18 protein-coding genes are annotated in these 24,713 nt (G+C 61.0%); 5 read left to right on the top strand and 13 right to left on the bottom strand.

From position 1 onward, the window contains the following. Positions 1 to 4: 4 nt before the first annotated feature. Genes FIU90_RS09300 through FIU90_RS09290 form a run of 3 tightly spaced genes read right to left on the bottom strand, consistent with a single transcriptional unit; the run spans position 5 to position 6,265 of the window. Entirely contained in the window at positions 5 to 3,577 is a 3,573-nt protein-coding gene (locus FIU90_RS09300; protein ID WP_152434489.1) for an error-prone DNA polymerase, read from the bottom strand. A gap of 1 nt (position 3,578) precedes the next feature. Continuing rightward, complete coding sequence (locus tag FIU90_RS09295) at positions 3,579 to 5,027, bottom strand: UdgX family uracil-DNA binding protein (RefSeq protein WP_152434488.1); 1,449 nt, start codon at positions 5,025 to 5,027, stop codon at positions 3,579 to 3,581. Beyond that, the gene (locus FIU90_RS09290) at positions 5,027 to 6,265 is read right to left on the bottom strand and encodes a putative DNA modification/repair radical SAM protein (protein ID WP_152434487.1); all 1,239 of its coding nucleotides are present in this window, start codon (positions 6,263 to 6,265) and stop codon (positions 5,027 to 5,029) included. The genes FIU90_RS09295 and FIU90_RS09290 overlap by 1 nt, the downstream gene beginning before the upstream one ends. A gap of 213 nt (positions 6,266 to 6,478) precedes the next feature. Here FIU90_RS09290 and FIU90_RS09285 point away from each other — a divergent pair, with 213 nt between their 5' ends. Further along, entirely contained in the window at positions 6,479 to 7,048 is a 570-nt protein-coding gene (locus FIU90_RS09285) for a phosphoribosyl-AMP cyclohydrolase (RefSeq protein ID WP_152434486.1), read from the top strand. A gap of 75 nt (positions 7,049 to 7,123) precedes the next feature. Here the strand turns inward: FIU90_RS09285 and FIU90_RS09280 are convergent, their stop codons facing one another. From FIU90_RS09280 to FIU90_RS09270, 3 genes are all read right to left on the bottom strand, one after another. Then, the gene (locus FIU90_RS09280) at positions 7,124 to 7,465 is read right to left on the bottom strand and encodes a PilZ domain-containing protein (protein ID WP_234029478.1); all 342 of its coding nucleotides are present in this window, start codon (positions 7,463 to 7,465) and stop codon (positions 7,124 to 7,126) included. Positions 7,466 to 7,547: 82 nt separating this feature from the next. Continuing rightward, positions 7,548 to 9,116, bottom strand: a complete 1,569-nt coding sequence (locus FIU90_RS09275) for a DUF6504 family protein (protein ID WP_234029477.1) — start codon at positions 9,114 to 9,116, stop codon at positions 7,548 to 7,550. Continuing rightward, positions 9,058 to 9,906, bottom strand: a complete 849-nt coding sequence (locus FIU90_RS09270; RefSeq protein WP_234029476.1) for an ImuA family protein — start codon at positions 9,904 to 9,906, stop codon at positions 9,058 to 9,060. The genes FIU90_RS09275 and FIU90_RS09270 overlap by 59 nt, the downstream gene beginning before the upstream one ends. A 173-nt stretch (positions 9,907 to 10,079) precedes the next feature. Between FIU90_RS09270 and FIU90_RS09265 the strand changes: the two genes are divergently transcribed. Further along, positions 10,080 to 10,562: a pyridoxamine 5'-phosphate oxidase family protein gene (locus tag FIU90_RS09265; protein WP_152434484.1), complete on the top strand. Its 483-nt coding sequence runs from the start codon at positions 10,080 to 10,082 to the stop codon at positions 10,560 to 10,562. 55 nt (positions 10,563 to 10,617) lie between these two features. Here FIU90_RS09265 and FIU90_RS09260 read toward each other — a convergent pair whose 3' ends face one another. After that, entirely contained in the window at positions 10,618 to 12,018 is a 1,401-nt protein-coding gene (locus FIU90_RS09260) for a sodium-dependent transporter (protein WP_152434483.1), read from the bottom strand. A 127-nt stretch (positions 12,019 to 12,145) separates the two neighbouring features. On the opposite strand from FIU90_RS09260, the gene panB reads away from it, so the two are divergent. Both panB and FIU90_RS09250 read left to right on the top strand, forming a co-directional pair. After that, a complete protein-coding gene (gene panB, locus FIU90_RS09255) occupies positions 12,146 to 13,018 on the top strand; it encodes a 3-methyl-2-oxobutanoate hydroxymethyltransferase (protein ID WP_152434482.1) in 873 nt (290 codons plus the stop codon). Positions 13,019 to 13,047: 29 nt separating this feature from the next. Then, complete coding sequence (locus FIU90_RS09250; RefSeq protein ID WP_152434481.1) at positions 13,048 to 14,124, top strand: DUF475 domain-containing protein; 1,077 nt, start codon at positions 13,048 to 13,050, stop codon at positions 14,122 to 14,124. Here the strand turns inward: FIU90_RS09250 and FIU90_RS09245 are convergent. The 6 genes from FIU90_RS09245 to FIU90_RS09220 all read right to left on the bottom strand — a co-directional run bounded on the left by FIU90_RS09245 (position 14,093) and on the right by FIU90_RS09220 (position 22,961). Beyond that, positions 14,093 to 15,061, bottom strand: a complete 969-nt coding sequence (locus tag FIU90_RS09245) for a bile acid:sodium symporter (RefSeq protein WP_152434480.1) — start codon at positions 15,059 to 15,061, stop codon at positions 14,093 to 14,095. The two genes, FIU90_RS09250 and FIU90_RS09245, sit on opposite strands and share 32 nt — an antisense overlap. A gap of 46 nt (positions 15,062 to 15,107) precedes the next feature. Further along, entirely contained in the window at positions 15,108 to 16,601 is a 1,494-nt protein-coding gene (locus FIU90_RS09240; protein ID WP_172970231.1) for a lipopolysaccharide assembly protein LapB, read from the bottom strand. Continuing rightward, positions 16,594 to 17,958, bottom strand: coding sequence for a PEP-CTERM-box response regulator transcription factor (prsR, locus tag FIU90_RS09235; RefSeq protein WP_152434478.1), 1,365 nt, complete (start codon positions 17,956 to 17,958; stop codon positions 16,594 to 16,596). Before prsR ends, FIU90_RS09240 begins: the two co-directional genes overlap by 8 nt. Next, positions 17,958 to 20,084, bottom strand: a complete 2,127-nt coding sequence (prsK, locus tag FIU90_RS09230; protein ID WP_152434477.1) for an XrtA/PEP-CTERM system histidine kinase PrsK — start codon at positions 20,082 to 20,084, stop codon at positions 17,958 to 17,960. The genes prsR and prsK overlap by 1 nt, the downstream gene beginning before the upstream one ends. After that, positions 20,084 to 21,469, bottom strand: a complete 1,386-nt coding sequence (locus FIU90_RS09225) for a TIGR03013 family XrtA/PEP-CTERM system glycosyltransferase (protein ID WP_152434476.1) — start codon at positions 21,467 to 21,469, stop codon at positions 20,084 to 20,086. Before FIU90_RS09225 ends, prsK begins: the two co-directional genes overlap by 1 nt. Positions 21,470 to 21,623: 154 nt before the next feature. Further along, positions 21,624 to 22,961 (bottom strand): short-chain fatty acyl-CoA regulator family protein, encoded by a 1,338-nt coding sequence (locus FIU90_RS09220; RefSeq protein WP_152434475.1) that lies wholly within the window; start codon positions 22,959 to 22,961, stop codon positions 21,624 to 21,626. A gap of 150 nt (positions 22,962 to 23,111) precedes the next feature. Here FIU90_RS09220 and FIU90_RS09215 point away from each other — a divergent pair, with 150 nt between their 5' ends. Then, entirely contained in the window at positions 23,112 to 24,710 is a 1,599-nt protein-coding gene (locus tag FIU90_RS09215; protein ID WP_152434474.1) for an isocitrate lyase, read from the top strand. The last annotated feature ends 3 nt before the right edge of the window (positions 24,711 to 24,713 follow it).

The raw sequence follows: 24,713 nt of genomic DNA, 5'->3' as shown, positions 1-24,713 counted from the left end.
AGTCCTAATGAAAATCGCGCGACTTCGGAAGTATCCGAACATTACGTGGGTGGACGCGGGTATTGGGCGCACCGCGCACGCCTCGCTGCGGCGCTCCGTTTGCTTCGGGCAGCTGGTCGATAAGGTCGCGTGGCCTGATGGCTTCTGCTTCATCAGCCTGAAGGTCATCGCGCGGGTTCATTGCCTTCTTCCCACCCACCTGCGAGGGCAGAGGCGAATTCACATGGTCGGCGCGCGCGACGGGCGCGTTGAGCATGTCGTCCGACAGCGCGTAGAGCCTCTCGGTTGCATCGGTCATGTGGTGCGCGATCACGTGGATCACCTCGTCGTCATATTCGACGCGCCCCCTCACTTCCATCAGGCGCGAGCCCATCACTACGCGGCGCTGCTTTTCCTTCAGATCAGGCCACACGACGAGGTTGATCACCCCCGTCTCGTCCTCGAGCGTGATAAAGCACACCCCCTTGGCGCTGCCCGGTCGCTGGCGGATCAACACGACGCCTGCGACATTGACCATCGAACGGAATTTCTTCGCGCGCAGATCGCAGGCGCGCATGAAGCCGCGTTCGGCCAGCGAGGGGCGCAGGAAGGCCATCGGGTGCGCCTTCAGGCTGAGGCGCGTGGTCTGATAATCGGCCACCACCTCCTCGGATAGCGGCATGGTGGGCAGGCGCATTTGCACACGCTCCGCCCCCTCGTCGCGCTCCGCCGCAGCGCGAAACAGCGGCAGGTCCGGGCCTGCAATCAGGCTGCGCGCGTCCCACAGGGCCTGCCTGCGGGTGAGTTCCATCGAGGTAAAGCAGTCCGCGCTTGCAAGCCGCTCGATATGCGCAGGCGACACCCCTGCCCGCTCCCGCAGTTCGGCAACGTCACGATACAGGCCATTTCCCTCGCGTTCGGCGATGAGCTGCGCGGCGATATGTTCGGGGAAACCATCGACCTGCCTCAGGCCAAGCCGCAGTGCGATGTGACGATCGAAACGGCCTGATTCGCCCCCATGCGCCTCACCCATCTCCTCGAGCGTGCAGTCCCACATGCTCCGGTTTACATCTGCGGGTAGCACCTCGACCCCGTGTTCGCGCGCGTCGCGCACGATCTGCGCCGGAGCGTAGAAGCCCATGGGCTGCGAATTGAGCAATCCGCACGCGAAGGCTGCGGGGAAATGGCATTTGAGCCAGCTCGAGACATAGACGAGGTGAGCGAAGCTGGCTGCGTGGCTTTCGGGGAAACCGTATTCGCCGAAGCCCCTGATCTGGTTGAAGCACCGCTGTGCGAAATCTCGTTCGTAGCCTCGCTCTACCATTCGCTCGACCATCATGTCTTGCAGCTCGTCGACCATCCCGCGCGAACGGAAAGTCGCCATCGCCTTGCGCAGCCTGTTCGCCTCCTTGGAGTCGAACTTCGCCGCGTCGAGCGCGATCTTCATCGCCTGTTCCTGGAAAATCGGGACACCGAGCGTGCGCTCCAGAATGCTCGAAAGCTCATCCGGCGGCCCGTGTTCGGGCGAAGGCCTGGGGATGATTACCTGCTCCGCGCCCCGGCGGCGCTTGAGATAAGGGTGGACCATGTCGCCCTGGATCGGTCCCGGACGCACGATCGCGACCTGGATCACAAGGTCGTAGAATTCGCGCGGGCGAAGGCGCGGGAGCATGTTCATCTGCGCGCGGCTTTCGACCTGGAAGACGCCGAGCGAATCCCCCTTGCGCAGCATCGCATAGGTCTCCGGATCCTCGCGTGGCACACTCGCCAGTGTCAGCGCGCGGTCGTGATGCGCATCGAGCAGGTCGAGACACTTCCTGATGCAGGTGAGCATACCCAGTGCAAGCACATCGACCTTGAGGATGCCCAAAGCCTCGATGTCGTCCTTGTCCCATTCGATAAAGCTGCGTTCGGGCATCGCGCCATTGCCGATCGGGACGGTCTCTGTGAGCGCGCCCTCGGTCAGGATGAAACCGCCAACATGCTGCGAGAGATGGCGCGGCATGCCGATCATCTGCTCGGTCAGCTTGAGCACGCGTTTCAAGTGCGGATCGGAGATATCCATGCCCGTCTCGGCAGCGTGCTTTTCGCTGATCTCGCGGCCCCACCCGCCCCACACAGTTTTGGCGAGGCTTGCGGTGACGTCCTCCGAAAGCCCCATCGCCTTGCCGACTTCGCGGATCGCCATGCGCGGGCGATAATGGATGACGGTCGCGGTGAGCCCGGCGCGCGCGCGGCCATATTTGCGGTAGATGTACTGGATCACTTCCTCGCGCCGCTCATGCTCGAAATCGACGTCGATATCGGGCGGCTCCTTGCGGTCTTCCGATATGAAGCGGTCGAACAACAACGCGTGCTTTGCCGGATCGACCGAGGTGATGCCAAGGCAATAGCACACGGCCGAATTCGCTGCGCTCCCTCGCCCCTGGCACAGGATCGGCGGATCGACCTCGTTGCGCGCGTAATCGACGATATCCTTGATCGTCAGGAAATAGCGCGCAAGCTCCATCTTGCCGATCAGCGCCAGTTCCTTCTCCAGGGTCTGGCGAACGTAATCTGGCACACCCGAAGGATAGCGCCACTCCGCGCCCTTCCATGTCTCGCATTCGAGATATTCCTGCGGAGACCTGCCGTCGGGGTAAATCTCCTCCGGATATTCGTAACGCAGCTCATCGAGCGAAAAGTCGCAACAGTCGGCAACCTTGCGCGCGGCGGCGATCGCATGCGGCCAGCGCTCGAACAGGCGGACCATTTCTTGCGGCGACTTGAGGTGCCGCTCGGCATTGGCGTGGAGCAGGTGTCCGGCCTCGGCAATTGTGGTCTTGTTGGCGATTGCCGTCATCACATCCTGCAAGGGCCGTCGCTCGGGCGTATGGTAATGGACATCGTTGGTGGCGAGCAGCGTGAGGCCGTTGGCGCGCGCGAGCGCATCGAGACGATCGATCCGCGCGATATCGTCCCCGCGATAGAGATAGCTTGCTGCGATATGCCGCATGCCCGGCAAGCCGCGCACGAGATGCGGCAGGAGCTCGGGCAGCGCCCCGCTCACCTCGTCCCCCATATCGCTCCCGTCGAGCGCTACGACATTGCTCGCCCATGCCGGAATGGTGAAGCGCGCTTCGAGGTCTTCCGGCGGAAGCAGGATCAGTTGGGATCCTTCTGCGTGCTCTGCCAGCATCGAAAGATCGATCTCGCAAACGCCCTTTTCCTGCCATTCGCCGCTGAGCGTCTGCATCCGCCCGGCACTGATGAGCCTGCACAGGCGACCATAGGCAGCGCGATCTTTCGGATAGGCGAGAAATCGAAGCCCTTCGACCGTTTCGATCCGGGTGCCGATAACAGGACGCAGCTTGAGCGTCGTCGCCTCGGTATGAATGCGCACTATCCCTGCCATGCTGTTCGCATCGGCGATCCCGATCGCGTCATAACCGAGCATGCGTGCGGTCATTGCAAGGTCGACCGCATCGGAAGCACCGCGCAGGAAACTGAAACAGCTGACCAATCCGAGTTCGACGAAGGGTGCGCGTTCGGGCGCTTCGATCAGGTCGGCATCGAGTTCGATGGTCCGCTTGGGTATCTGGAGATCATTCTCGGGCATCTCACCCTTCGAGCTCCATCAGCCGCTCGCGCACCGCGGACAGGTCAGCCTCGAACAGCGCCGCCTGCTTTTCTCGCGCATCGCCTTCGAGGCGCAGCAGGTAGGAGGGGTGCGCCGTCACCCACAATTCCGCCCCACCTTCGAGCGGGATCGGTTCGCCGCGCGCTCTGGAGATGCTCACCGTCTTGCCCAGCAGGCCGCGCGCCGCGCTCGCGCCGAGCGCGAGGATCACGCGCGGTTTCACGATGTCGCGCTCTGCCTCCAGCCACCAGCGGCAGGTGTCGATCTCCTTCGCCTGCGGGCTCTGGTGGATGCGCCGCTTGCCGCGCTGGACATATTTGAAATGCTTCACCGCGTTGGTGACGTAAGCTTTGCTGCGGTCGATCCCGGTGCGTTCGAGATACTGGTCGAGCAGCTGCCCCGCAGGTCCCACAAACGGACGCCCACTCTGGTCCTCCTGATCGCCCGGCTGCTCACCGACGATCATCAGCGCCGCGCGGCGCGGTCCCTCGCCCATCACCGCGGTGTTGTGAAGTTCGCCGATCGGGCATTTGCGGCAACGCGCAATCGCCTCGCCGATGGCATCCAGCGTTTCTGGCTTGTCCTCGAATTCCAGCGCGCCCGCATCGACCATGTTCGCCTCCCGTGCCTGCGCGCCGGCAATGAGATCGGGAATGAGCTCGGCCTCTGGCATGTTCTTCCAGTATTTCTTGGGCATCTCGGAAAGCATGGCACCGACCTTGAGGCGCGCGGGGTTGAAAATGGATGCGTAATAGGACTTCCACAGGTCCTCGACCGGGTCGCCTGCAGGCGCATCGCTGCGCTGCGCCGGACCGCTTTCGCGCATCGTCTCCCCGTCCCAGTGGATGCAGCCGCGCGGCGTCAGGATCGACCAGTTCATATTGGCGAAACGGCGCATGAAGAAGCCCGCATTGGCGCGCACGATGTGATGATCGGGTTCGAACCACGCGACGTAGTGCTCGGCTCCATCTTCGTTCGCCACCTCACGGAAGCGCACGAAGGCGTGCATCTTGTGACTGTCGCGGCGGACCGACTTGTCGAGTTCCTCGATCCGGCGCACGTCCGGGTCGGCCTTGTCCTCCATCGCGCGGGGATTCGACTGCAAGCGCCAGAGCATCCGGTAAAGCAGGCCGAAACGCTCGGGATCGGAATGGAGCGCGGCATTGCGAGCGAGCTTCATGAAGCGTTTGGAGGCGCGCACGGGCCGCGCGTCCTTCCCGGGCACAGACAGGCGTTTTTCGCCTCGAGACGGTCCTTCCTGGGCAAATAGATCGCCGGTTCCGCCCGGCTCGATCCAGCTCACCCGGTCGGGCGGAACGTCGCACTGGATCAGCCCCCTCGCCCGCTCGCGCCAGAACGCGAAATCGTCCGGAGCCGGGAGATGGACAACATAATGCGCACCGAGGCTGACATTCTGCATCGCTGTCATCAGAACAGCTCCAGTTGCTCTTGCCTGGGCGCGAGCAGAGCGCGCAAATCCGCACGGTCGGTGAGCGTCGTGGGCCGCCAGTCGGCGGTGACAAGGAATGGACGCACCTTCGCGATCGACTGGGTAAGCCGCGCGACATCGTCCAATCGCAGCGTCCGATGTCTCCGAGCGGCGAGAATCTTCCCCACGGCCGTCGTTCCCAGCCCCGGCACGCGCAGCAATTGCTCTTTCGATGCGCGGTTCACATCGACCGGGAAGCTCTCGCGAAACTTCAATGCCCAAGCGAGCTTGGGATCGATGTCGAGCGGCAGGTTGCCATCCTTGCCGGTCGCCTGCGCCACCTCACCCGGGGCAAAGCCATAGAACCGCATCAGCCAGTCCGACTGGTAGAGCCGGTGCTCGCGCATCAGCGGCGGACGCTTCAGCGGCAGTACGGCAGAGGCATCGGGGATCGGCGAGAACGCGCTGTAATAGACGCGGCGCAGGCCGAAATTGCCGTAAAGTTTGCTCGCCCGGGTCACGATATCGGCATCATTCGCATCATCTGCACCGACGATCATCTGGGTCGACTGGCCCGCAGGCGCGAAGCGCGGCGCGTGCTTGAAACGCTTGCGCTCATCCTTCGCCTCGATGATGCGCGACTTGGTCTTGGCGAGCGCGCCTTCGATCTGGCGCTCGTCCTTGTCGGGCGCAAGCCGCGTCAGCCCCGCCTGTGTGGGAAGCTCGACATTGATCGAAACCCGGTCGGCATAGAGACCTGCCTGGTGGATCAGTTCGGGATCGGCCTCGGGGATCGTCTTCAGATGGATGTAGCCACGGAAATCGTATTCCTCACGCAGGATTCGGGCGCACTCGACCAGCTGCTCCATCGTGTGGTTCGAGCTCTTGATGATGCCCGAGGAAAGGAACAGTCCCTCGATATAGTTGCGCTTGTAGAAATTGAGCGTGAGGTCGGCGACCTCCTGCGGCGTGAAGCGCGCCCGGCGCACATTCGAACTCTTGCGGTTGATGCAGTAGTGGCAATCGAAGATGCAGTGATTGGTCAGAAGGATTTTCAAAAGCGAGATGCAGCGGCCATCGGGCGCATAGGCATGGCAGATGCCCATCCCCTCGGTAGAGCCGATACCCTTGCCTCCAATCGAGTTCTTTTTCGCCGTCCCGGAAGACGCGCAGGATGCATCGTATTTCGCCGCATCGGCGAGGATTTCGAGTCTTTCCCTGATCGTTTGCTGGCTCATGGCGAATCCTAATGTTCTTTATATGTTCTCCTGCGAATTTCGCTAGTGAAAAGGATGCAACTGAGCGGGAACCCCTTACCCGATGAGACGTAGTAACACCGCGTACCGGGCCCCTCTGGCGAGCAATCCAGCTCGTGATGTCGGACGTAGCGCGCGCCCTATGGCGCCGCTGAATCGATCGGGGGGCCAAAGGCTCCCCAAAGGGAGTTTGAAATGAATAAGTTGTTCTTGGTCCCCGCACTTGGCGCGAGCATCTTCGCACTTGCTGCCTGCAACGAAACTGCAACGGCTTCGCAAGGCGAAACGGGCGACGATCCAATCACTGCAGAGGAAGTGGCAGCTGCCCAGAAAGAATGGGGCGAGGGAATCGTAGCGATCGGACAGACATTCACGAATGGCGGCGATTATCGTTCGCGCGCGGAAGAACATATTCGCACGCACTATGCTTACGGCGACGACGCGACCGTCCTCTTCAAGCCGACACTGGCTGCAGAAGATCAGTTCCGCGAAACCTTCGATGAAGCGCTTAGCTATTTCGTCGGTACCGAAGGCACGGAAGATGGCGGATTTGCCATCGCACCTTACACAGCCGTTCGTTGGGAAAACAATGGGACGGTGATCGACGATGACGGCGATCTGGCAGTTGCTATGGGCAATTACTTTTTCACCGGAACTGACGGAAACGAGACCAAGGTCGAATATTCTTTCGCTTATGAGAAGGACGACAATGGCGATCTGAAGATCGTTCTCCATCACAGCTCGCTGCCTTACGCTCCGGGCTGATTGGCGCCGAAACGAGAAAGGGGCCGATGCCTAGAATGGCGTCGGCCCCCTTTTCATGTCGTTGAGCAAATGGAGTTACAGACGGCGGTGGTTGTCTTCCTTGCGTTCTTCCATGAGCTTCATTTCGTGTTCGCGGATCAGGTGATCGATCACTGCGCCATGCATCTGCCCTTCGAATGCGACGCCGGCGAGCTTGCCTTCAATCCATGCGATCACGCCGAGAGGTGCGTTGACACCGTCGACCTTCATCGTGACGCGGTCGCCCACATTGGCAAAGCCCGAAGAGCCGCGCAGTTTGCAGCCGCCTTCGGAAATGTCGATCAGGTCGCAGAATACCACGCGCGACTTTACACGGCTTTTCACCATGATGTGAAGCGAGCGCCGTTCTGCGGCGCGAGGGATGCTGTGCATGTTCATGGTGAACGGGCTAGCAAGGAAACGTAAAAAAAGGCTGATCGCTGGCTAAGTAGCGGCTTTTTTGGGATTTCGACGTGAACTTTCAGGCATAGAGACCCTGCAAATACCAACCCGGCACGCCGCCGCGCCCGTCGCCTGAGATGCCGTGACGGTAGATCCAGAACCTCCGCCCCTTGCTGTCTTCGATCCGGTAGTAATCCCGCAGCCGCACGGTCGATTTCTCACGCCACCACTCGGGCGCGATCCGCTCCGGTCCCTCGACCCGCGCGACGTCGCACACGTCGCCGCGCCAGCGGAAACGCTGCGGCAGGCCATCTGGCGAGGCGTAGAGCACCGCAATCGCCTCTGGCCTGTCGAGCATTTTGAGCGGCCTTGCGTGGAATTCGAGCACCGCCTGCGAGGCCAGTTCGGGCGCGAGCGCAGGCTGCCAACGCTGCGCACGCTCGGGCAGGTGGCTGGGATGCGGAACCGGGCGGGACACAGCCTTTGGCCCAAGCCTGACGGTGAGGCGATCGATACAGGCATTGAGCGAAGTCCCGTGCCGCTCGGCGGATTCCTCGACATCGCCCTGCGATAATGCGAGCGGTTCGGCCCAGCTCGCGCGCAGCCGCACGGTCTCGATCCCGAAACCCGCATCGACATCGTCGAGCCGGTCGGCAAACAGGCGGGTGATATGCTGCGCCTCGCGCGTCGCGCTGGCGAGTTCGAGCCGCCGCACCAGCACCTCGCCATCGACCCGCCACAAGCCGAGTTCGAGCCGCCGCGCCCCTTCCCCGCGTGCCTCGAGCGCGCGCATCATGTCGTCCGCAAGGTCTATAATCACCTTGTCGAGCAGCGCGCGATGGCGGATCGGCTCCATCAACCGGCGCTGCACCATCGGCACCTCCTGCGGGACGACCGGCAGCAGCGGCTCGGGAACGCGCCCAAGCAATTGGTCGAGCCGGATCAGCGGGTTGGCGGCTGGTGATTTGCGATTGCGGAAGCGGCGCTGGATCGCATCGCGTGCGGCGGCTTCGGAACGATCCACAGCCCCGGCCGCAATCCCCGCGAGGTCTCCAAGCCGCTTGAGGCCGAGCCTGCTCAGCACGGTCAGAACGTCCTGATCGAGCCTGAGCGCCGCCACCGGCAGGTCGGCGAGACGCCGCGCGCCATCTTCGCCCGGTCCAAGGATCGCGCGGCGTGGCCCGAAATGCGCAAGCGCCCACGCGCCCCCCGCCGTCGGCGCGATGGCCGCGCGCACCGCCAGCCTGCGCTTCGCAAACGAAGTCTCGACATCCGCCAGCAGACGCTTCTCTCCCCCGAACAGATGCGCGGCAGCGGTGATGTCGACCAGCACGCCATCGGGCGGATCAAGCGCGCTCCACGGCCCCCAGCGCTGCGACCACAGCGCCAGTTTCTCAAGTGCGTCGAGGTCGCCCGCAGGGTCCGCCGGGGCGACCTGGATATCGGGGCAGAGCGTGCGCGCATCGGCGAGCATCATGCCCGGCTGCGCGCCTGCCGCGCGCCCGGCATCGTTCACTGCATCGATCCGTGGACCGTGTGCGGTTTCGGTGATCAGCGCAGTGGGAAGCGCATCGCCTCCCTCACCTGCTTCATATCCTTGCGCGAGCCGCCAGCGATCGACCGACAGTCGGGCGAACCAGATCGCCAATATCCTGCGTGTTGGCCGCGACCGGCTCACTGACGCGTCTGGCGTCCAGTCGTCCTCGTTCATCACTCAAAATCCATTCTCCGGGCGCGTGGCTGCGCGCACGAAACAGTTCTGCCTTCCATGCGGGAGCGCCGGGGGCAGCAGCGTTCCAGCGTGCGGGGAGCGAGGGCGCAGGCTCCGTCCTCCAGCGCATCCGGGCGGACGAGAGTTCGGGCGCTGCATCGAGCCGGACCAGCCACAGCGCCACGCCGTGCTTTTCCGCCGCGAGGCTCAACCGGCGCGAAGCGGTGAAATCGAGCGCGCGCGGGTTGCCGCTGACCTCGCCGATGACACAGGCAAGATCGCGGCACTTCAACCCTTCCTCGAGCGCGAACAGCGCATCTTCGGGCGTCGCCGCCTCGACATGGATAAGCCGGTCGCGAAGGTCGCGCGGCAGGCCATGGCGATAGGGCCTGCCGCCGCGCTGCACCGCGCGCTTGTCCTGCACCCAGAGCACCTGTCGGCGATCCTCGGTTTCCGCGAGTGGATCCTCACCGTCTCCCACTACCCGGAGTGCATCGCGGGCTAATGCCAGCGCCAGCCCCGCCCCGCTTGCATCACCGGTGCTCGCGAAGATTTCGCTGTGCAGCGGTTGATCTGTGAGGCCGGGCCTCCAGCGTCCCTCGCGCGCTCGCGACAGAGCCGCAATGTCCTGCACCGACAGCCGCGCGATGCCCGAAGCCTTGGGACGGTTCGGCACGGGGAAATCGGCAAGCGCTTTCGCGCCAGGAAAGGAAGCGGTCTGGGACATCTGGAACACTCAATGAAGGACTCGTGCGAGTCTTTTTGTTCCTATTATGTTCCATAACTACACGATGAATGCAACGCCTCTTGCGGTCCATCCAAGCCCAGCCTCACCTCACCGCGCCATTTGGAACGAGCCTCAACTTTAGCCGTTAGTCCATCAAAACAAGGAGATATTTCATGCGCTACAACGATGGCAACGCCGACGAACTCAAAACAAAATTCTGGAAGGCGCTGGCCGACTCGCCCTTCGTCTTCCTCCAACGCGATGGGGAACCGCAAACCGCCGTCCCGATGACAGCGCAAACCGACGAGGATGCCGACAGCGCGATTTGGTTCTTCACGCAGAAGGACAGCGATTTCGCCAAACTCGGCCCCGTCACCGCGACGTATGAAGGCAAGGGTCACAACGTCTATGCCCGATTCCACGGAAGCCTGTTCATCGAAGACGACCAGGAACGTTTCGACCAGTTCTGGAACAACTTTGTCGAAGCCTGGTACGATGGCGGCAAGGACGATCCCGACATCCTGTTCCTGCGCATGGATCTTCGCGATGCCGAAATCTGGAGCGGTGAGATGGGTATCCTAACCACCGCCAAAATGACCTTGGGCATGACGGTACATGACGAAGTGCAGGACAAGCACCTCGAAACGACGCTCTAATCAAACACAAACGGGTCGCAAAAAGGGCCGCTGCTTCCGGGGGCGGCCCTTCCTTTTAGCTGAATAGTCCGAAAAGCAGGATCACCAACAAGGCCGCCGGGCAAACGAATCGAACCAGCGCACGCCAAGTCTGGTGAAGCAAGCCATCGAGACCGTTTTCATCGTCGATCAGCTTGGGATTGGCGACCCAGCCGACAAAGATGCAGGTCAAGATCGCACCGATCGGCATGAACAGCTTGGCCGTGACACCATCGAGCGCATCGAAGAAATTCGCCTCGGCGAAGATCGGAATGAAGCCAAGAGGTCGAAACTCCGCGAGCTCATTGAACGAAAGTGCAGAGAGCACTCCGAGCACCGCCGCGCCGAGCCCAACGATCAGGGTCGCAACCGGACGCGCCATGTTGAACTTCTCGAACATCCACGCTGTGGGAGCTTCGAGAAGAGACACCGAACTCGTCAATGCCGCAAAGAAAACCATCACGAAAAACGCAAGGCCGATCAACGAACCAAACGGCATCGCCTGGAATGCAATCGGCAGCGACTGGAACATCAGGCCGGGGCCCGCGCTCGCCGAAAGACCTGCAGCAAACACGATCGGGAAAATCGCAAGACCCGCCAGCATGGCAACGGCGGTGTCCGCGCTCGCGATGATACCGGACGTATGACCGAGATTTGTGTCGCGATTGGCGTATGCGCCGTAGGTCATCATCCCTGCGACACCCAGCGACAGCGAGAAAAACGCCTGGCCGACCGCCGCGAGCATCACTTCCCCGGTCAGCTTCGAAAAATCGAACGTAAAGAGATACGCGATTGCATCGCCGAAATTACCCGTGAATGCGCCGTAAATCGTGATGCCGAGAAACAGCAGGAAGAACAGGGGCATAAGATAAACCGCCACCCATTCGATCCCGCTCGAAACGCCGCGCGCGACGAAGAACATAGTCACGGCGAGAAAGCCGAGATTCAACCCGACCATCAGCCCGCCATTCCCGAACAAGCCGGGAAGCAGGCCCTCGATATCTTCGGCCGCACGACCTTCGAATGCGCCGCCTGCAACACCGGTCTGGACCAGATCGCTAAGGAAGACACCGATATAGTAGACGACCCATCCGCCCACTACACAATAGAAACTGAGGATGAGGAAGGCAGCGAATACCCCCATGGATGCAAGAATGCTCCAGCCTTCCGACGCATTGGAATCGCGCGCCACTCTACGGACACTCTCGGGAGCATTGGCTTGGCCGTGCCGACCTATGAGAACTTCCGACAGGAGCACTGGCAGGCCAATCAAGAGCACGCAGAAAATGTAAAACAGGACAAATGCCCCGCCGCCATTCTCGCCCGCTTCCGCGGGAAAGCGCCACATGTTGCCGAGCCCCACGGCTGAACCCACAGCGGCGAGAATGAACGCGCTACGCGACGACCAGTTTTCGTGGCCCGAACCTGTTGCTGCCATGCTTGAAACTTACCCTCTTGCCGCGCGCCTCCCGCGCGCAATCCCATTGCGTCCCTCTGTGCAATGATTTCGCGCTCAGGCCAAGAGGGCTTTGCGTTTATCCCTTGCGCTCGCTAAATGCGCGGCCATGTCCACGACGTTCGAGCTCGACACGAGCACCAGCCGCGCCAACCCGACGCCCGCTCCCATGAAGCGCCTCACTGTGCCGCGCGTTCGCGCGCGCAAGAAGGACGGCGTGACCGAAAAACCGCTGGTCATGCTGACAGCCTACACCGCGCGGCAGGCGCAACTGCTCGACGCGCACTGCGATATGCTGCTGGTCGGGGATTCGCTCGGACAGGTGATTTACGGCCTGCCTTCCACCATCCCCGTAACCCTGGAAATGATGGCAAACCACGGCGCGGCTGTTGTGCGCGGGTCGTATCATTCGGTTGTGATCGTCGACATGCCGTTCGGCTCATACGAGAGCTCGCCAGAGCAGGCTTTCGAGAGCGCGTCCTACCTGCTCAAGCAGACAGGCGCAGCGGCCGTGAAGCTCGAAGGCGGCGAAGCCATGGCATCCACTGTCGAGTTTCTCAACTCGCGCGGTATCCCTGTAATGGGCCATGTCGGCCTCACGCCTCAGGCTGTGAATGTGCTCGGAGGCTACGCCGCACGTGGCCGATCCGATGCAGAGGCGGACAAGATCGTGAGCGATGCAGTTGCGCTCGACAAGGCAGGCGCTTTCTCGATCGTTATCGAAGGCGTGGTTGAACCGATCGCGATTGCCGCGACCGAGGCGGTTTCCTGCCCCACCATCGGCATTGGCGCTTCTGCACGGTGCGATGGACAAGTGCTGGTGACCGAGGACATGCTCGGAATGTTCGAACGTGTCCCGCGTTTCGTGAAACGTTATGAGGATATCGCCGGCGTGATCGAAAACACCGTCGCGAAATATGCCGAAGAAGTGCGTGATCGCACCTTCCCCGGCGAAGAACAGACATACCAGCCCAAAAGCTGATCCCAGACTCCTTCGAGGCCAGATCGATCATGCAGACACTTCTGCGCTACTATACGTTTTCGCTGTTCTTCACCGCAGCCTGTTTCGCGGGCGCCGCATGGTATGGCTGGGTCAGCACCGGCACCGTTTGGGGCATGCTCTCGATCCTTTGGATTGTCTTCGTCCTCTCGATACTCGAAGTTTCGCTGAGCTTCGACAATGCCGTGGTCAACGCAACGGTCCTGCGCGAAATGGATCCGGTCTGGCAGCAGCGATTTCTTACCATCGGCATCCTGATCGCCGTGTTTGGGATGCGGATTGTCTTTCCCATCGCAATTGTCTCGATAGCCGCACAAATCGGCCCGTGGCAGGCAATCGAGCTCTCGCTCGGTAACCCGGAGGAATATGAACGTATCGTGTCGAGTGCCCATATCGGCATTGCCGGATTCGGCGGTGCATTCCTTGCGATGGTTGGTCTCACCTTTTTCTTCGACGAGGACAAGAACGTCCACTGGATCGCTGCGCTCGAGCGTTCGATCAACAAGTTCTCGACCGTCCCTGCGGTGGAGATCGGGCTGGTGCTTTCGTTGGTCTACGGCGTTTCCACCTTGCTTACCCCAGACGATGCACTGACTTTCCTGACTGCTGGAATACTCGGCCTCGTCACATTTATCGGTGTCCACGCCCTCGGCGCGATTATCGAACAGCGTGAAGCGCGCAAGAAAGCGGCCGGCGAAGTGGTTCGCAGCGGACTGGGCGGGTTTCTTTATCTCGAAGTGCTCGATGCGAGTTTCAGCTTCGACGGAGTGATCGGCGCGTTTGCGCTATCGAACAACATGATTGTGATCGCTATCGGCCTGTCGGTCGGTGCCATGTTCGTGCGCTCCATGACGATCCACCTCGTACGTGCCGGGACCCTTTCACAATTTCGCTACCTCGAACATGGCGCGTTCTGGGCCATTATCGTACTCGGCGTGATCATGCTGATATCGGCAAAGTACCACATTCCTGAGACATTCACCGGACTGATCGGAGCCGTGCTCATCGGACTGTCGCTGTGGTGGTCGATCCGCCACAATCGCAAGAATCCCGAAACTATCGCGCTGGACGAGCAGCCAGCGAGCTAGCAAGCGGCGCGGCCAGAACCAGCTGGACAAAGTGATAGACGAGTAGCGGGAGCAAGATAATCCCCGCCCTCGCTGGCTCGAACAGGATCGTCGCAAGCGGCGCACCCATGGCGAGGCTTTTTTGCGAGCCGCCGAACAGAAAGGCGATGCGGTCCCCGCGGTTCATTCCGAGCAAACCCGACGCCAACCAAGCGCCTGCATTGGCGTATGCAAGGAAGACGACCACGCCGGCCAGCATCAGTGCCCATTCATGGCCTGCGATACGGCTCCAGATGCCCTCGTTCACCGCCGCGCTCATTGCGACATAGACAGCGATCGCGATGGGAATACGGTCTGTCCACTTTGTCAAAGACGGATTGCGGGAGACGATCTCGCCAAAGCGCGGCTGAAGCATCTGCCCGAGCGCGAAAGGTAGCAACAGGATCAGCGCGATCTTGGCCAGTACTTCGCCTTGGAACGCAACCGCCTGGCTGCCCGCAAGAAGGGCAAACAGTGGTGCGCTCAAAAAAACGCCCAGCACATTCAGAAGCGCAGCGGCAACCACTGCATGCGCGGTGTTTCCACCCGCCATCGAAGTGTACACGGTCGCCGACTGGACCGTCGAAGGAAGCGCTCCGAGATAAAGAAACCCTAATGCGACCAGTGGCGGGACGAGATATCCGCCCGCTTGCCACAGGCCCCAACCGCCAAACAGCATCGCGCCGAACACCCATATCGCTAGTGCGCCATGGAACCGCAAATCCTTTACCCCGCGAAGGACCTGGTCGCGAGGCAGCTTCAGCCCATTGAGCAGGAAAAGCGCGAACACAGCAGCGTTGGCGATAAACTGGCCGATCGCCTGCTGGCTCTGTGGCACCGGCAACACGATCGCAAGAAGCAACGCGACCACAAGCAGACGCACCATCGGATCGAATAGCCTGGTGACTGTCGAGATCATGGCATGCGACCTGCCCTGCACCCGCGCGATTGTCGAGCGCGCGCCCCTAGTCGTTCACGAATTTTGGAGGGCGCAGCTGCGCAAGGCTCGTCTCGAGACGCTCGGCAGTCTCAACATCATCAAGGGCTATCGCCGCATCGCGGCGCAGTTCGAGCAGAACCAGATCGTTGCCCACTCCGAGCGAAATAGCCGTATCGAGCAAGACTGCGACCCGCAGCCAATCTTCATCTGCGGCGCTTCTCTGGGCCAGCATGATCAGCGCTTCCGGATTACGCAGCTCGGTCTTCAAGTGGCGCAAGAGCAAGGCATCGGCTGCATCCTCGTCACGCATTGCGCGATAGGCATAGATGATCTTTTTGGTCAGCGGCCAGGGTCGGCGAACTTCGGCGGCAGCGGTGTACCGTGTGAGTGCCAGTTCCTCGTCGCCTTGCGCCAGCGCAGCGTCGCCTGCCAACACCTTGATGTCCGAAGACTGCGGGAATTCGGAAACGAGTGCCGCCGCGTATCGACGGGACTGGCCGCGTTGAGCAGAACTGACGAGCCGTCGCATGTTTAGTGTCTGACCAGGAAGCGCGCGCGGATTTTCGTTCGCACCGGGCAGGAGCACCAGCTTGCCCAGTTCGACCTGCGCGGCACGATTCAGAAACGGTACCGCCTCCGCGCGTCGTCCAAGACGTTCAAGGGACCGGCCAACCAGCATCACCAGATAGGGGCTCGCATCGGCCGCAATTGCGCGATCGTAAAACCTGTCGACGATCTCGTCATCGCGACCCTTCAACCATAATGCGCGGGCCAGCAGGTCTGCCACGCGGGCATTGCCGGCTTGCCGAACGAGAAGCTGTTCGAGCGCTGTCGCAGCGTTGTCGTAGTTGCCCTGCTGCATGTCGATCAATGCGCCAAGCAGCACCGCGGACGGGACACCTGCATCGCGCAGACCGCTGCGTTTCAGCAGGCTGCTCGCTGTCACCGGATCGCCCGCACGTGCGGCCAGCACCGCCTGCAAGTAGTGCACCTGCGGGTTTCGCGGATTGATCTCCGCCAGACGACGGACGGTCGCAAGCATATCGCGATGCCGTCCCAAGTCGCCAAGCGTTGCAGCATAAGCCGCCAGCAACTCTTCATCGTCAGGATGCTGAGCCAGCGCTCTTTCAAACCACGGTAGCGATTCTCCCATCCCATAGGCATCGCGCACGAGCTGTGCGCGCAGCAGCAGCGCGGGCGCGTGGTTGGGATCGAGCGATAGTGCGTAGTCGGCCGCCTCAACCGCGCCAGCATGCTCGCCGCCTCGAAATCTCAACCTGGCAATATCCACCCACAAGGCTGCGTTGTCGCGCTCGATCGCAAGTGCCTCGTCATAAAGGCGCCCGGCTTCGGCAAGGTTGCCCTCACGCACTTCGTAGCGGGCATCCTCTACAAGTCTGACAAGGCTGGCGTTCTGCGACATCGGCTCATCGGGCGCGCGAACATCTTCGCTGCATGCCGCCAGCAAAAGTGCCGCAACCGTCAGCCCCGAGAAACAGGAACGCCGCAAGTCAGGCATGTAGATCGTACTGCTTGAGCAGGTCGTAGAGCGTCGGGCGGCTGATCCCAAGGAGCTTGGCCGTGCTCGAGATGTTACCCTCGCTGCGGGCCAAAGCATGGCGGATCACGCGGCGATCCGATTGTTCGCGTGCGGCTTTCAGGTTCAGCACCTCGGCGTTTTCTTCGTCATCACCGAGGAAATCGAGATCGTCAGCGCTCACAAGCTTGCCATCGGCCATGATCACCGCGCGCTTCACACGGTTCTCCAGTTCGCGCACATTCCCCGGCCATTCGTGCGCGTCAATCGCGGCGAGCGCATCGGGCGCGAACCCGGTCACGGTCGGATTCATCTCTTTTGCAAATTTTTTGAGAAATGCCTTGGCAAGCAGGACTGCATCGCCGTGGCGCTCGGCAAGACCGGGAATGCGCACGACGATTTCAGCCAGCCGGTAAAACAAGTCTTCGCGGAAGGTGCCCGCGCCAATCATCGCTTCGAGATCCTGATGGGTGGCGCAAACGATGCGCGTGTCGACCGCGATTGTCTTGCGACCGCCGATCCGCTCGATGGTGCGTTCCTGCAGGAAGCGAAGCAACTTGACCTGTAGAGGGAGTGGGATGTCGCCAACCTCGTCTAGGAACAGCGTGCCGCCGTTCGCGCTTTCGATCTTGCCCTCGGTGGTCTTGACCGCACCTGTGAACGCGCCCTTCTCGTGCCCGAACAGCTCGCTTTCGAGCAAGTTCTCGGGGATCGCCGCGCAGTTGATCGCGACAAACGGTCCATTCGCACGGTCGCTTGCATCATGGAGGCCTTGAGCGAGAAGTTCCTTACCGGTTCCGCTTGCTCCCAGCAGCATGACTGAAACACTGGTGCTGGCCACGCGCTCGATTGTCCGGGCGACCTTCACCATTTCGGGCGCGCCCGTGATGAGGCGACCCAGCACCGTTTTGTCTTCGCTTGCATGCGCAGTGAGCCGGCGATTCTCTTCCTCGATCTGATGCAAGTTGAAGGCACGGCGCACGATCAGGCCCAGTGCGTCGATATCGACCGGCTTTTGGTAGAAATCGTACGCCCCGCGTTCGATCGCCTGAAGCGCACTTTCACGTGCGCCGTGGCCACTCGCAACGATTACTTTCGTGTCGGGCTTCAACTCCATGATCGCATCGAGCACGGCAAAGCCCTCGCGCGTGCCATCGGGATCGGGCGGTAGTCCAAGGTCGAGAGTTACGACCGCGGGCGCCTCGCTGCGAAGCGCAGCGATCGCGCTATCGCGGTCCCCGGCGACAATGACCTCGAAATCCTCGTAGGCCCATTTGAGCTGGGCCTGCAGGCCCTCATCGTCTTCGACCACGAGCAGGGTTGGTTTCTTGTCAGCCATTATGCGACCTCATCGCTGTTTGCAGCAGGAGCGTTGGTATTGGATGCGAGCTTGCGGCTTTCCGCGAGCGGCAGGATCACGCTGAACCGGGTGCCCACGCCTTCGCGAGATTCGACCATAACGCGCCCGCCCATTGCCTTGATCATTTCGCGGGCTTCGAATGCGCCAATGCCGAAGCCGCCGTCTTTGGAAGAGACGAATGGTTTGAAGAGCCCGCTGCGCACGAATTCGGGGCTCATGCCGTGGCCGGCATCGATAATCTCGATCTGACCGCTGAGGCCTTCCATCGTCGCGCTCAGATGGACGGGCGATCCCTCTTCGCTCGCATCAATTGCGTTTTGAATGAGATGGATGAGTGCCTGTTCGAGGCTCTCGCGATCCCCGACGACGCGAACCGGTTCGGCTTGCGCAAGAATGACTGGATGGGTCGCCGCCATGCGTTTTACGAGCTGTCTCGTAACCTCGCCGAGATCGACTTCGGCCATCTCGTTCACCGGGCCTGAGCCATAGCGACCGAGGCGGGCAAGCAGCGCCGAAAGCTTGTCCGAAGAGTTGCGCAGGGTCACGAGCATGTCGGCACGGAAAGCCGGATTGTCGGCGTGCTTCTGGGCGTTGGCGGAAAGCAGCGACATCTGGCTCGCAAGATTCTTGATGTCGTGCATCACGAAAGCCATGCGACGATTGAATTCGTCGAAACGACTTGCATCCATCAGGGCCTGTTGACCCGCCTGTTCGGACAGGTAGCTGGCCAATTGCTGGCCCGCGACGCGCAGGAGATCGAAGTCTTCCCAGTCAAGGCGGCGTTCGATGCGCGGACGGGCAAGGACGATTGCGCCGACAAGACGGTCGAAGTGGATGAGCGGCACCAGCGCCCACACGTCTTCAGCCTCACGAAGCCATTCGGGAACATGCGCGAGTTCGCCATGATGTTGCACGCCGGCTCGAACTTCGTCGAGATCGAGGATGAGATTGTGCTTCTCCAAGAGATCGGTGAGGCCGAATTCCACTGCGACGCCGGGAACCTCCAGCGTCGCCCAATTCCACCGCGCGGTGAGTTCAAGCTGAGCTTCCTCATTGGTTACAAGCAGGATTCCCGCCGGGCTGTCCGTAATATCGGCCATCGCCTTCACGGCTCGCTCGTAGAAACTTGGCCCGCCGCTAGCCCCGCGCCCGATTGTATGGGTGAAGCGCAGCCATTCTTCCCTGTAGTCATAGCGATGCTGGAACAGGTGCTTCGTCGCCGTGACCTTCAGCCAACCGCGCAGGCGCTTGGACGGTATCCAGATCGCAGCAACGAGGATGCCAAGCACGAGAAACACCACCTGCCCCGCACGCGCGAAATCGCCGCCGATCAAGGTCAGCGACCGTGTTACCAGCACCATGATCAGCAGGTAGCTCGAAATCACCAACAACGAGAGCGTCTGGAAGGTCACGGTGCGTGAGGGCCGGAATTGTAGACCGCGTCCTTCCGAAATGGCTCCCATCGCCAGCAGCGCTGTCATTACGCCGGTGAACAGGCCGCGAAGCATCACAAGCCCGGACGGGTGCTCTCCCAAAAGATAGGATACCGTGAAGAGATTGAGGTCGTATGCGAATATGCCCGCAAGCCCTATCCCGCTCCACCGTAGGACTTGCCGCGAAGCAGCCGCAGCGCCCGCATAGAGGTTGTGCAGCAACACCAGCGCACCAATGGCTACAAGCATGTTGAGTACGGCTGAAACTTCGAATGTTAGCGAAACGAGTTCGGGTTCGAACGCGCTTCTCGCACTCACCAATAGAACCACCGGCTGAAAAAGCTGCACCAACGCAAGGGCGATAATCACAGGGCGAATCGGTTTGAGACTCTCATCGCGACCGTCGGCAGAGAAGAGCCGGAAGATCACAGCGATCAACGCGAGGTTACGGGCCGTCTCGGCGAGCAGTGTCGTGAGTGCATGCGGTCCGAATGCCGCAGCGAGCGAGCACCACATGGCGGCAAGGAACGCGGCCGCAATGAGCGGCAAGCGATCGGGGCGGTTGCGATCGCCGAAGCGGGCGATCCACACACCCGCGCCTGCGCTTAGCACGCCGCCTGCCACGAAGCAGACAAGGCTCGCGAGAGCGCCGACGCCGCTCTGGTCGACCATCAGCGCGAACCCTCAGGCCAAAGGATCACGCGCACCGTTTGCAGCAACACAACGAAATCGAGGAATGGCGTGTAATTCTTCGCGTAATAGAGATCGTATTCAAGCTTCTTGCGGCTATCCTCGATCGATGCGCCGTAGGGGTAATTGATTTGCGCCCACCCGGTAATGCCCGGCTTCACCATGTGACGCTCCCCGTAGAACGGGATCTCTTCCTCCAGGCTCTCCACGAAAGTCGGCACTTCGGGACGTGGACCGACAAAGCTCATGTGCCCCTTGAGAACGCTCCAGGTCTGAGGAAGTTCGTCGATCCTGACCTTGCGGATAAAGCGTCCTACACGGGTTATGCGTGGATCGTTTTCTTCGGCCCACTTCGCACCGTCTTTCTCTGCATCGGTGCGCATCGAACGCAGTTTGACGAGGTGGAAGGTCTGACCGTAGAGGCCGACGCGTTCTTGCCTGAAGAATGCCGGTCCCTTGCTGTCGAGTCTCACCAGCGCGGCAAAGAAGAGAATGATCGGGAAGGTCAGAAGCAGCAAGATCAGGCTGGCTACGATGTCGAAGACACGTTTTACAGCGCTCGACAACATCCGACCGCTGGAAAATCCATCGGAGAAAATCAGCCAGCTTGGATTGACCGTATCAAGATCGACACGGCCTGTCTCGCGTTCCATGAAGCTCGAAAAGTCGTTCACATGAACGCCCTTGGTCTTCATTCGCAAAAGATCCTTAAGCGGCAGCGAATTGCGTCGCTCCTGCAATGCGAGCACCACCTCGCTAACCCCGAGATTTTCGACGAAACGGCCAAGATCGTGGATCGCTTCGCGCGGAATAGCTTCTTCTACCACGCGTTCCGGCTCGCTCATGGCGATGTAGGAAACGATTGCGAAGCCGCTTTCGGGTTTGTCGCCAAGCTCGCGCAGTCGCTGGGCGCGATCGCCTGCACCCAGGACAAGAACCCGGCGGCGGAACGCAGACGAACCGAGGAAGCTGTTGAGGACCAGCCGGTCGAGCACCAGCACAAGGATCGCAAAGCCCATTGCGTAGAACAGGGTCGAACGCCAGAACGTATCGGCGCCGATCAGGAAATCGATGAAAGCAAGCGCGATTACGCCAAGGCTGATGGCAACCAGCAACCGCGCGCCAGCAAAGCGAAGGCTGCGGAGCGCATAAGGTCCGTAGACGCCGACCGAAATCATGGCGAGCCAGACAACCCCGGCTGCTCCTGCCAATGCTAGCCAGCGCTCTGCCAAGGGACCTGCTTCGCTCCCGATCTGGGATGCACGCAGCTGCCATGCCATCTCGCCCGCGAGGAAGAGGAGCGCATAATCGAGCAGGCCGAGAAGGATCACGGCATGCGGGATGTAGTGCTTGAACAGACGGATCATCGGTAAGGCGGCGCTCGCAGTTGAATTTGCGAGTGTCCTCCTACGCGCGAGTGATTAAGTGTCGGTAAATTTTACACCACCTGGGAAAACCCCGGATCACTGCCGGAATGAATGGTTAATCTGGCATCAGGAATTGGGCGGATCGCGATGCGCCTTAACCAATCGGCGAGGATGCCAACCTTTCGGGCGCAGGAGTGAGGCAATCGGCGCGGCCGCAGCGCGGGCATCCCACGCCGAGGGGCACCGCGTCCTTCGGGTCGAGCGAGACCCCGCGTGAATGCGCAAGGTCGCCGGCAAAGCGCGCTTCCAACCCAAGCACCACTGCTTTGCGCGCCGAACAGGCTGCCCCGTCAACTTCCACCGTGCGAGCGATCGTGAACCAGTGCTTTGGAACAGCCTCGCCTTCACCGAATGTCACCGCCTGGGTCAAGAGCGCGCCGCGGTTCTCGAACGCGGCATAGGGCACCCAGGCGGGCCAGCGCGCACCATCCAACGGATAGGCTGCACCGCTTGCCCCGGCGGTGAAGTGGACCATCCGTCCTGTTCTGCCGAAGCGCGCACTGAAGAATGGCAACCCCCGTTCACCCACTCTTTGAAGCGTCGTCAGTCGCTGGGCGACCTGATCGAAACTCGAGGCAAAGCGGCGTTGAAGGATGTTGACCTCGTAGCCGGTCTGTTCGCAGGCACGCAGAAACCGGCGATACGGCATGAGGAGCGCGGCGGCGAGGTAATCGGTGACGTGCTCCCGGAAATGGTCGCGCGCTTCGGGCGAATTCAGGTTAGCTCCTGCCACAAGTGTCTCGATCTCGTCGCGCTGCTCAAGCGCGCCCACCTGCCGCGCGATTTGGAACCGCCGGGCAGCACCTGGCAGCATTTCTGAAAGCTGCAATTGCCGTGCATGGAGATCCAGTCGATGGACGATCCCCGGCATTACCTCGGCAGGAAGCACCCGCACCGAAAGCTGGTGCCGCTCGCGCAACCTTTCGGCCAATGCGGCCCCGGTGTCCCCGCGCGAAAGACGCAATTCATCGGCCATCTCCTCGGCCGCATGATCGAGATCGGAAAAATGGTTCTGCCAACGCTCCCCTGCCTCGCGCGCATCGCCCGCAGGGTCATCGACGCGCGTCGAAGCGTGGCCTGCAGTATCGTATAGCCTCGCGAAAGCAGCTGCTGCTTGTGGGGCTGCGGCAAGAAATTCCTGCACCTCCTCGCGGTCGATCCCCAAGTCTGCGAAGCGCTTGTCGGAAAGCCGCCGGGCAAGTCCATCCAGGCCGCCGATGGCCTCGTCTTCGCGCAAGCTGCGAGGGTCGAAATCAAAGCGCTCGATCACCTGGACCAAAACTCTCGCGGATAGCGGGCGCTGGTTTCGCTCTATGAGATTGAGATAGCTCGGGCTGATCCCCAGCGAGGCGGCCATCGCGGCTTGCGTAAGGCCCTCGCGCTTGCGCAAGCGGCGCAGCGCTGGACCGGCGAGGAGTGCGGTGTCGGACATTCGGTATCTGTAAATTATTTTACAAAATTACACAAGAATTGCCCAAATTCGTCCGATACAGACACGAAATTTTGTAATTTTTCCTGTTATGCTGCGCTGCAGCAGTGCAAGCCGGTGTCACACCCTCCCCTATTCGTATGGAGACCGGACATGACGTACCAAGACACCATCACCCAGATGCAAAGCATTATCGAAGCCAATGGACCGAGTTGGGGCGCAATCGATGCCGAAGCGACCGCTCGGATGGCTATCCAGAACCGCTTCCCAACTGGTCTCGACATTGCGAAGTACACCGCGAAGATCATGCGTGCAGACATGGACGCATATGACAAGGATCCGGCCGCCTACACGCAGTCGCTGGGCTGCTGGCATGGTTTCATTGCTCAGCAAAAGATGATCTCCATCAAGAAGCATTTCGGCACCACCAAGCAGCGTTATCTCTACCTGTCGGGCTGGATGGTCGCCGCTCTGCGTAGCGAGTTCGGTCCACTGCCCGACCAATCGATGCACGAGAAGACCAGCGTCCCTGCCTTGATCGAAGAATTGTACACCTTCCTCAAACAGGCCGATGCGCGCGAACTAGGAATGCTGTTCCGTGAGCTCGACGCGGCACGTGAGGCCGGCGACGAGGTCAAGGCGAAGGATATCCAGAACAAGATTGACAACCACGAAACGCACGTTGTGCCGATCATCGCCGATATCGATGCTGGCTTCGGTAATGCGGAAGCGACCTATCTGCTCGCCAAGAAAATGATTGAGGCAGGCGCCTGCGCACTGCAAATCGAAAACCAGGTTTCGGACGAAAAGCAGTGCGGCCACCAAGACGGCAAAGTCACCGTGCCGCATGAGGATTTTTTGCAGAAGATCCGCGCTATCCGCCACGCCTTTCTCGAGCTTGGCGTCGAAGACGGCGTCATCGTCGCTCGTACCGACTCGCTCGGGGCAGGTCTGACGAAGCAGATTGCCTATTCGAAAGAGCCCGGCGACCTTGGCGATCAGTATAACGCCTTTCTCGATGCTGAAGAGGTCGATCCGGCCAACATCACCAATGGCCAGGTCTTCATCAGCCGCGACGGAAAGCTGATGGCACCCAAGCGTTTGCCCTCCAACCTTTACCAGTTCCGCGCTGGCACCGGTGAAGATCGCTGCGTCCTCGACTGCATCACCTCGTTGCAGAACGGTGCGGACTTGCTTTGGATCGAAACAGAGAAGCCGCATGTCGAACAGATCGCAGGCATGGTCGACCGTGTGCGCGAAGTCGTCCCGAATGCTAAACTGGTCTACAACAACTCGCCCTCGTTCAACTGGACGCTGAACTTCCGCCAGCAAGTCTATGATGCATGGGAGAAAGAAGGAATCGATGTGTCGTCCTACGACCGCGAGCGCCTGATGGATGCGAGCTACGACGAGACTGATCTTGCCGCTGCCGCAGACGAGAAGATTCGTACCTTCCAGGCCGATGCCTCGAAACGCGCAGGCATCTTCCACCATCTCATTACGCTGCCGACATACCACACGGCCGCGCTCAGCACTGACAATCTCGCCAAGGAGTACTTCGGCGAGCAGGCAATGCTCGGCTACGTCAAGAACGTCCAGCGTGAGGAAATCCGCCAGGGCATCGCATGCGTGAAGCACCAGAACATGGCCGGCTCCGACATCGGGGACGATCACAAGGAGTACTTCGCCGGTGAAGCTGCCCTCAAGGCAGGCGGCAAGGACAATACGATGAACCAGTTCGAGGCCGCCTGACCT

It is taken from the genome of Erythrobacter sp. THAF29, from assembly GCF_009363635.1.
In the GTDB taxonomy this organism is placed as follows: Bacteria; Pseudomonadota; Alphaproteobacteria; order Sphingomonadales; family Sphingomonadaceae; genus Erythrobacter.
The sequence above is the reverse complement of the archived record's forward strand: the minus strand, read 5'-3'. Positions and strand labels throughout refer to the sequence as shown.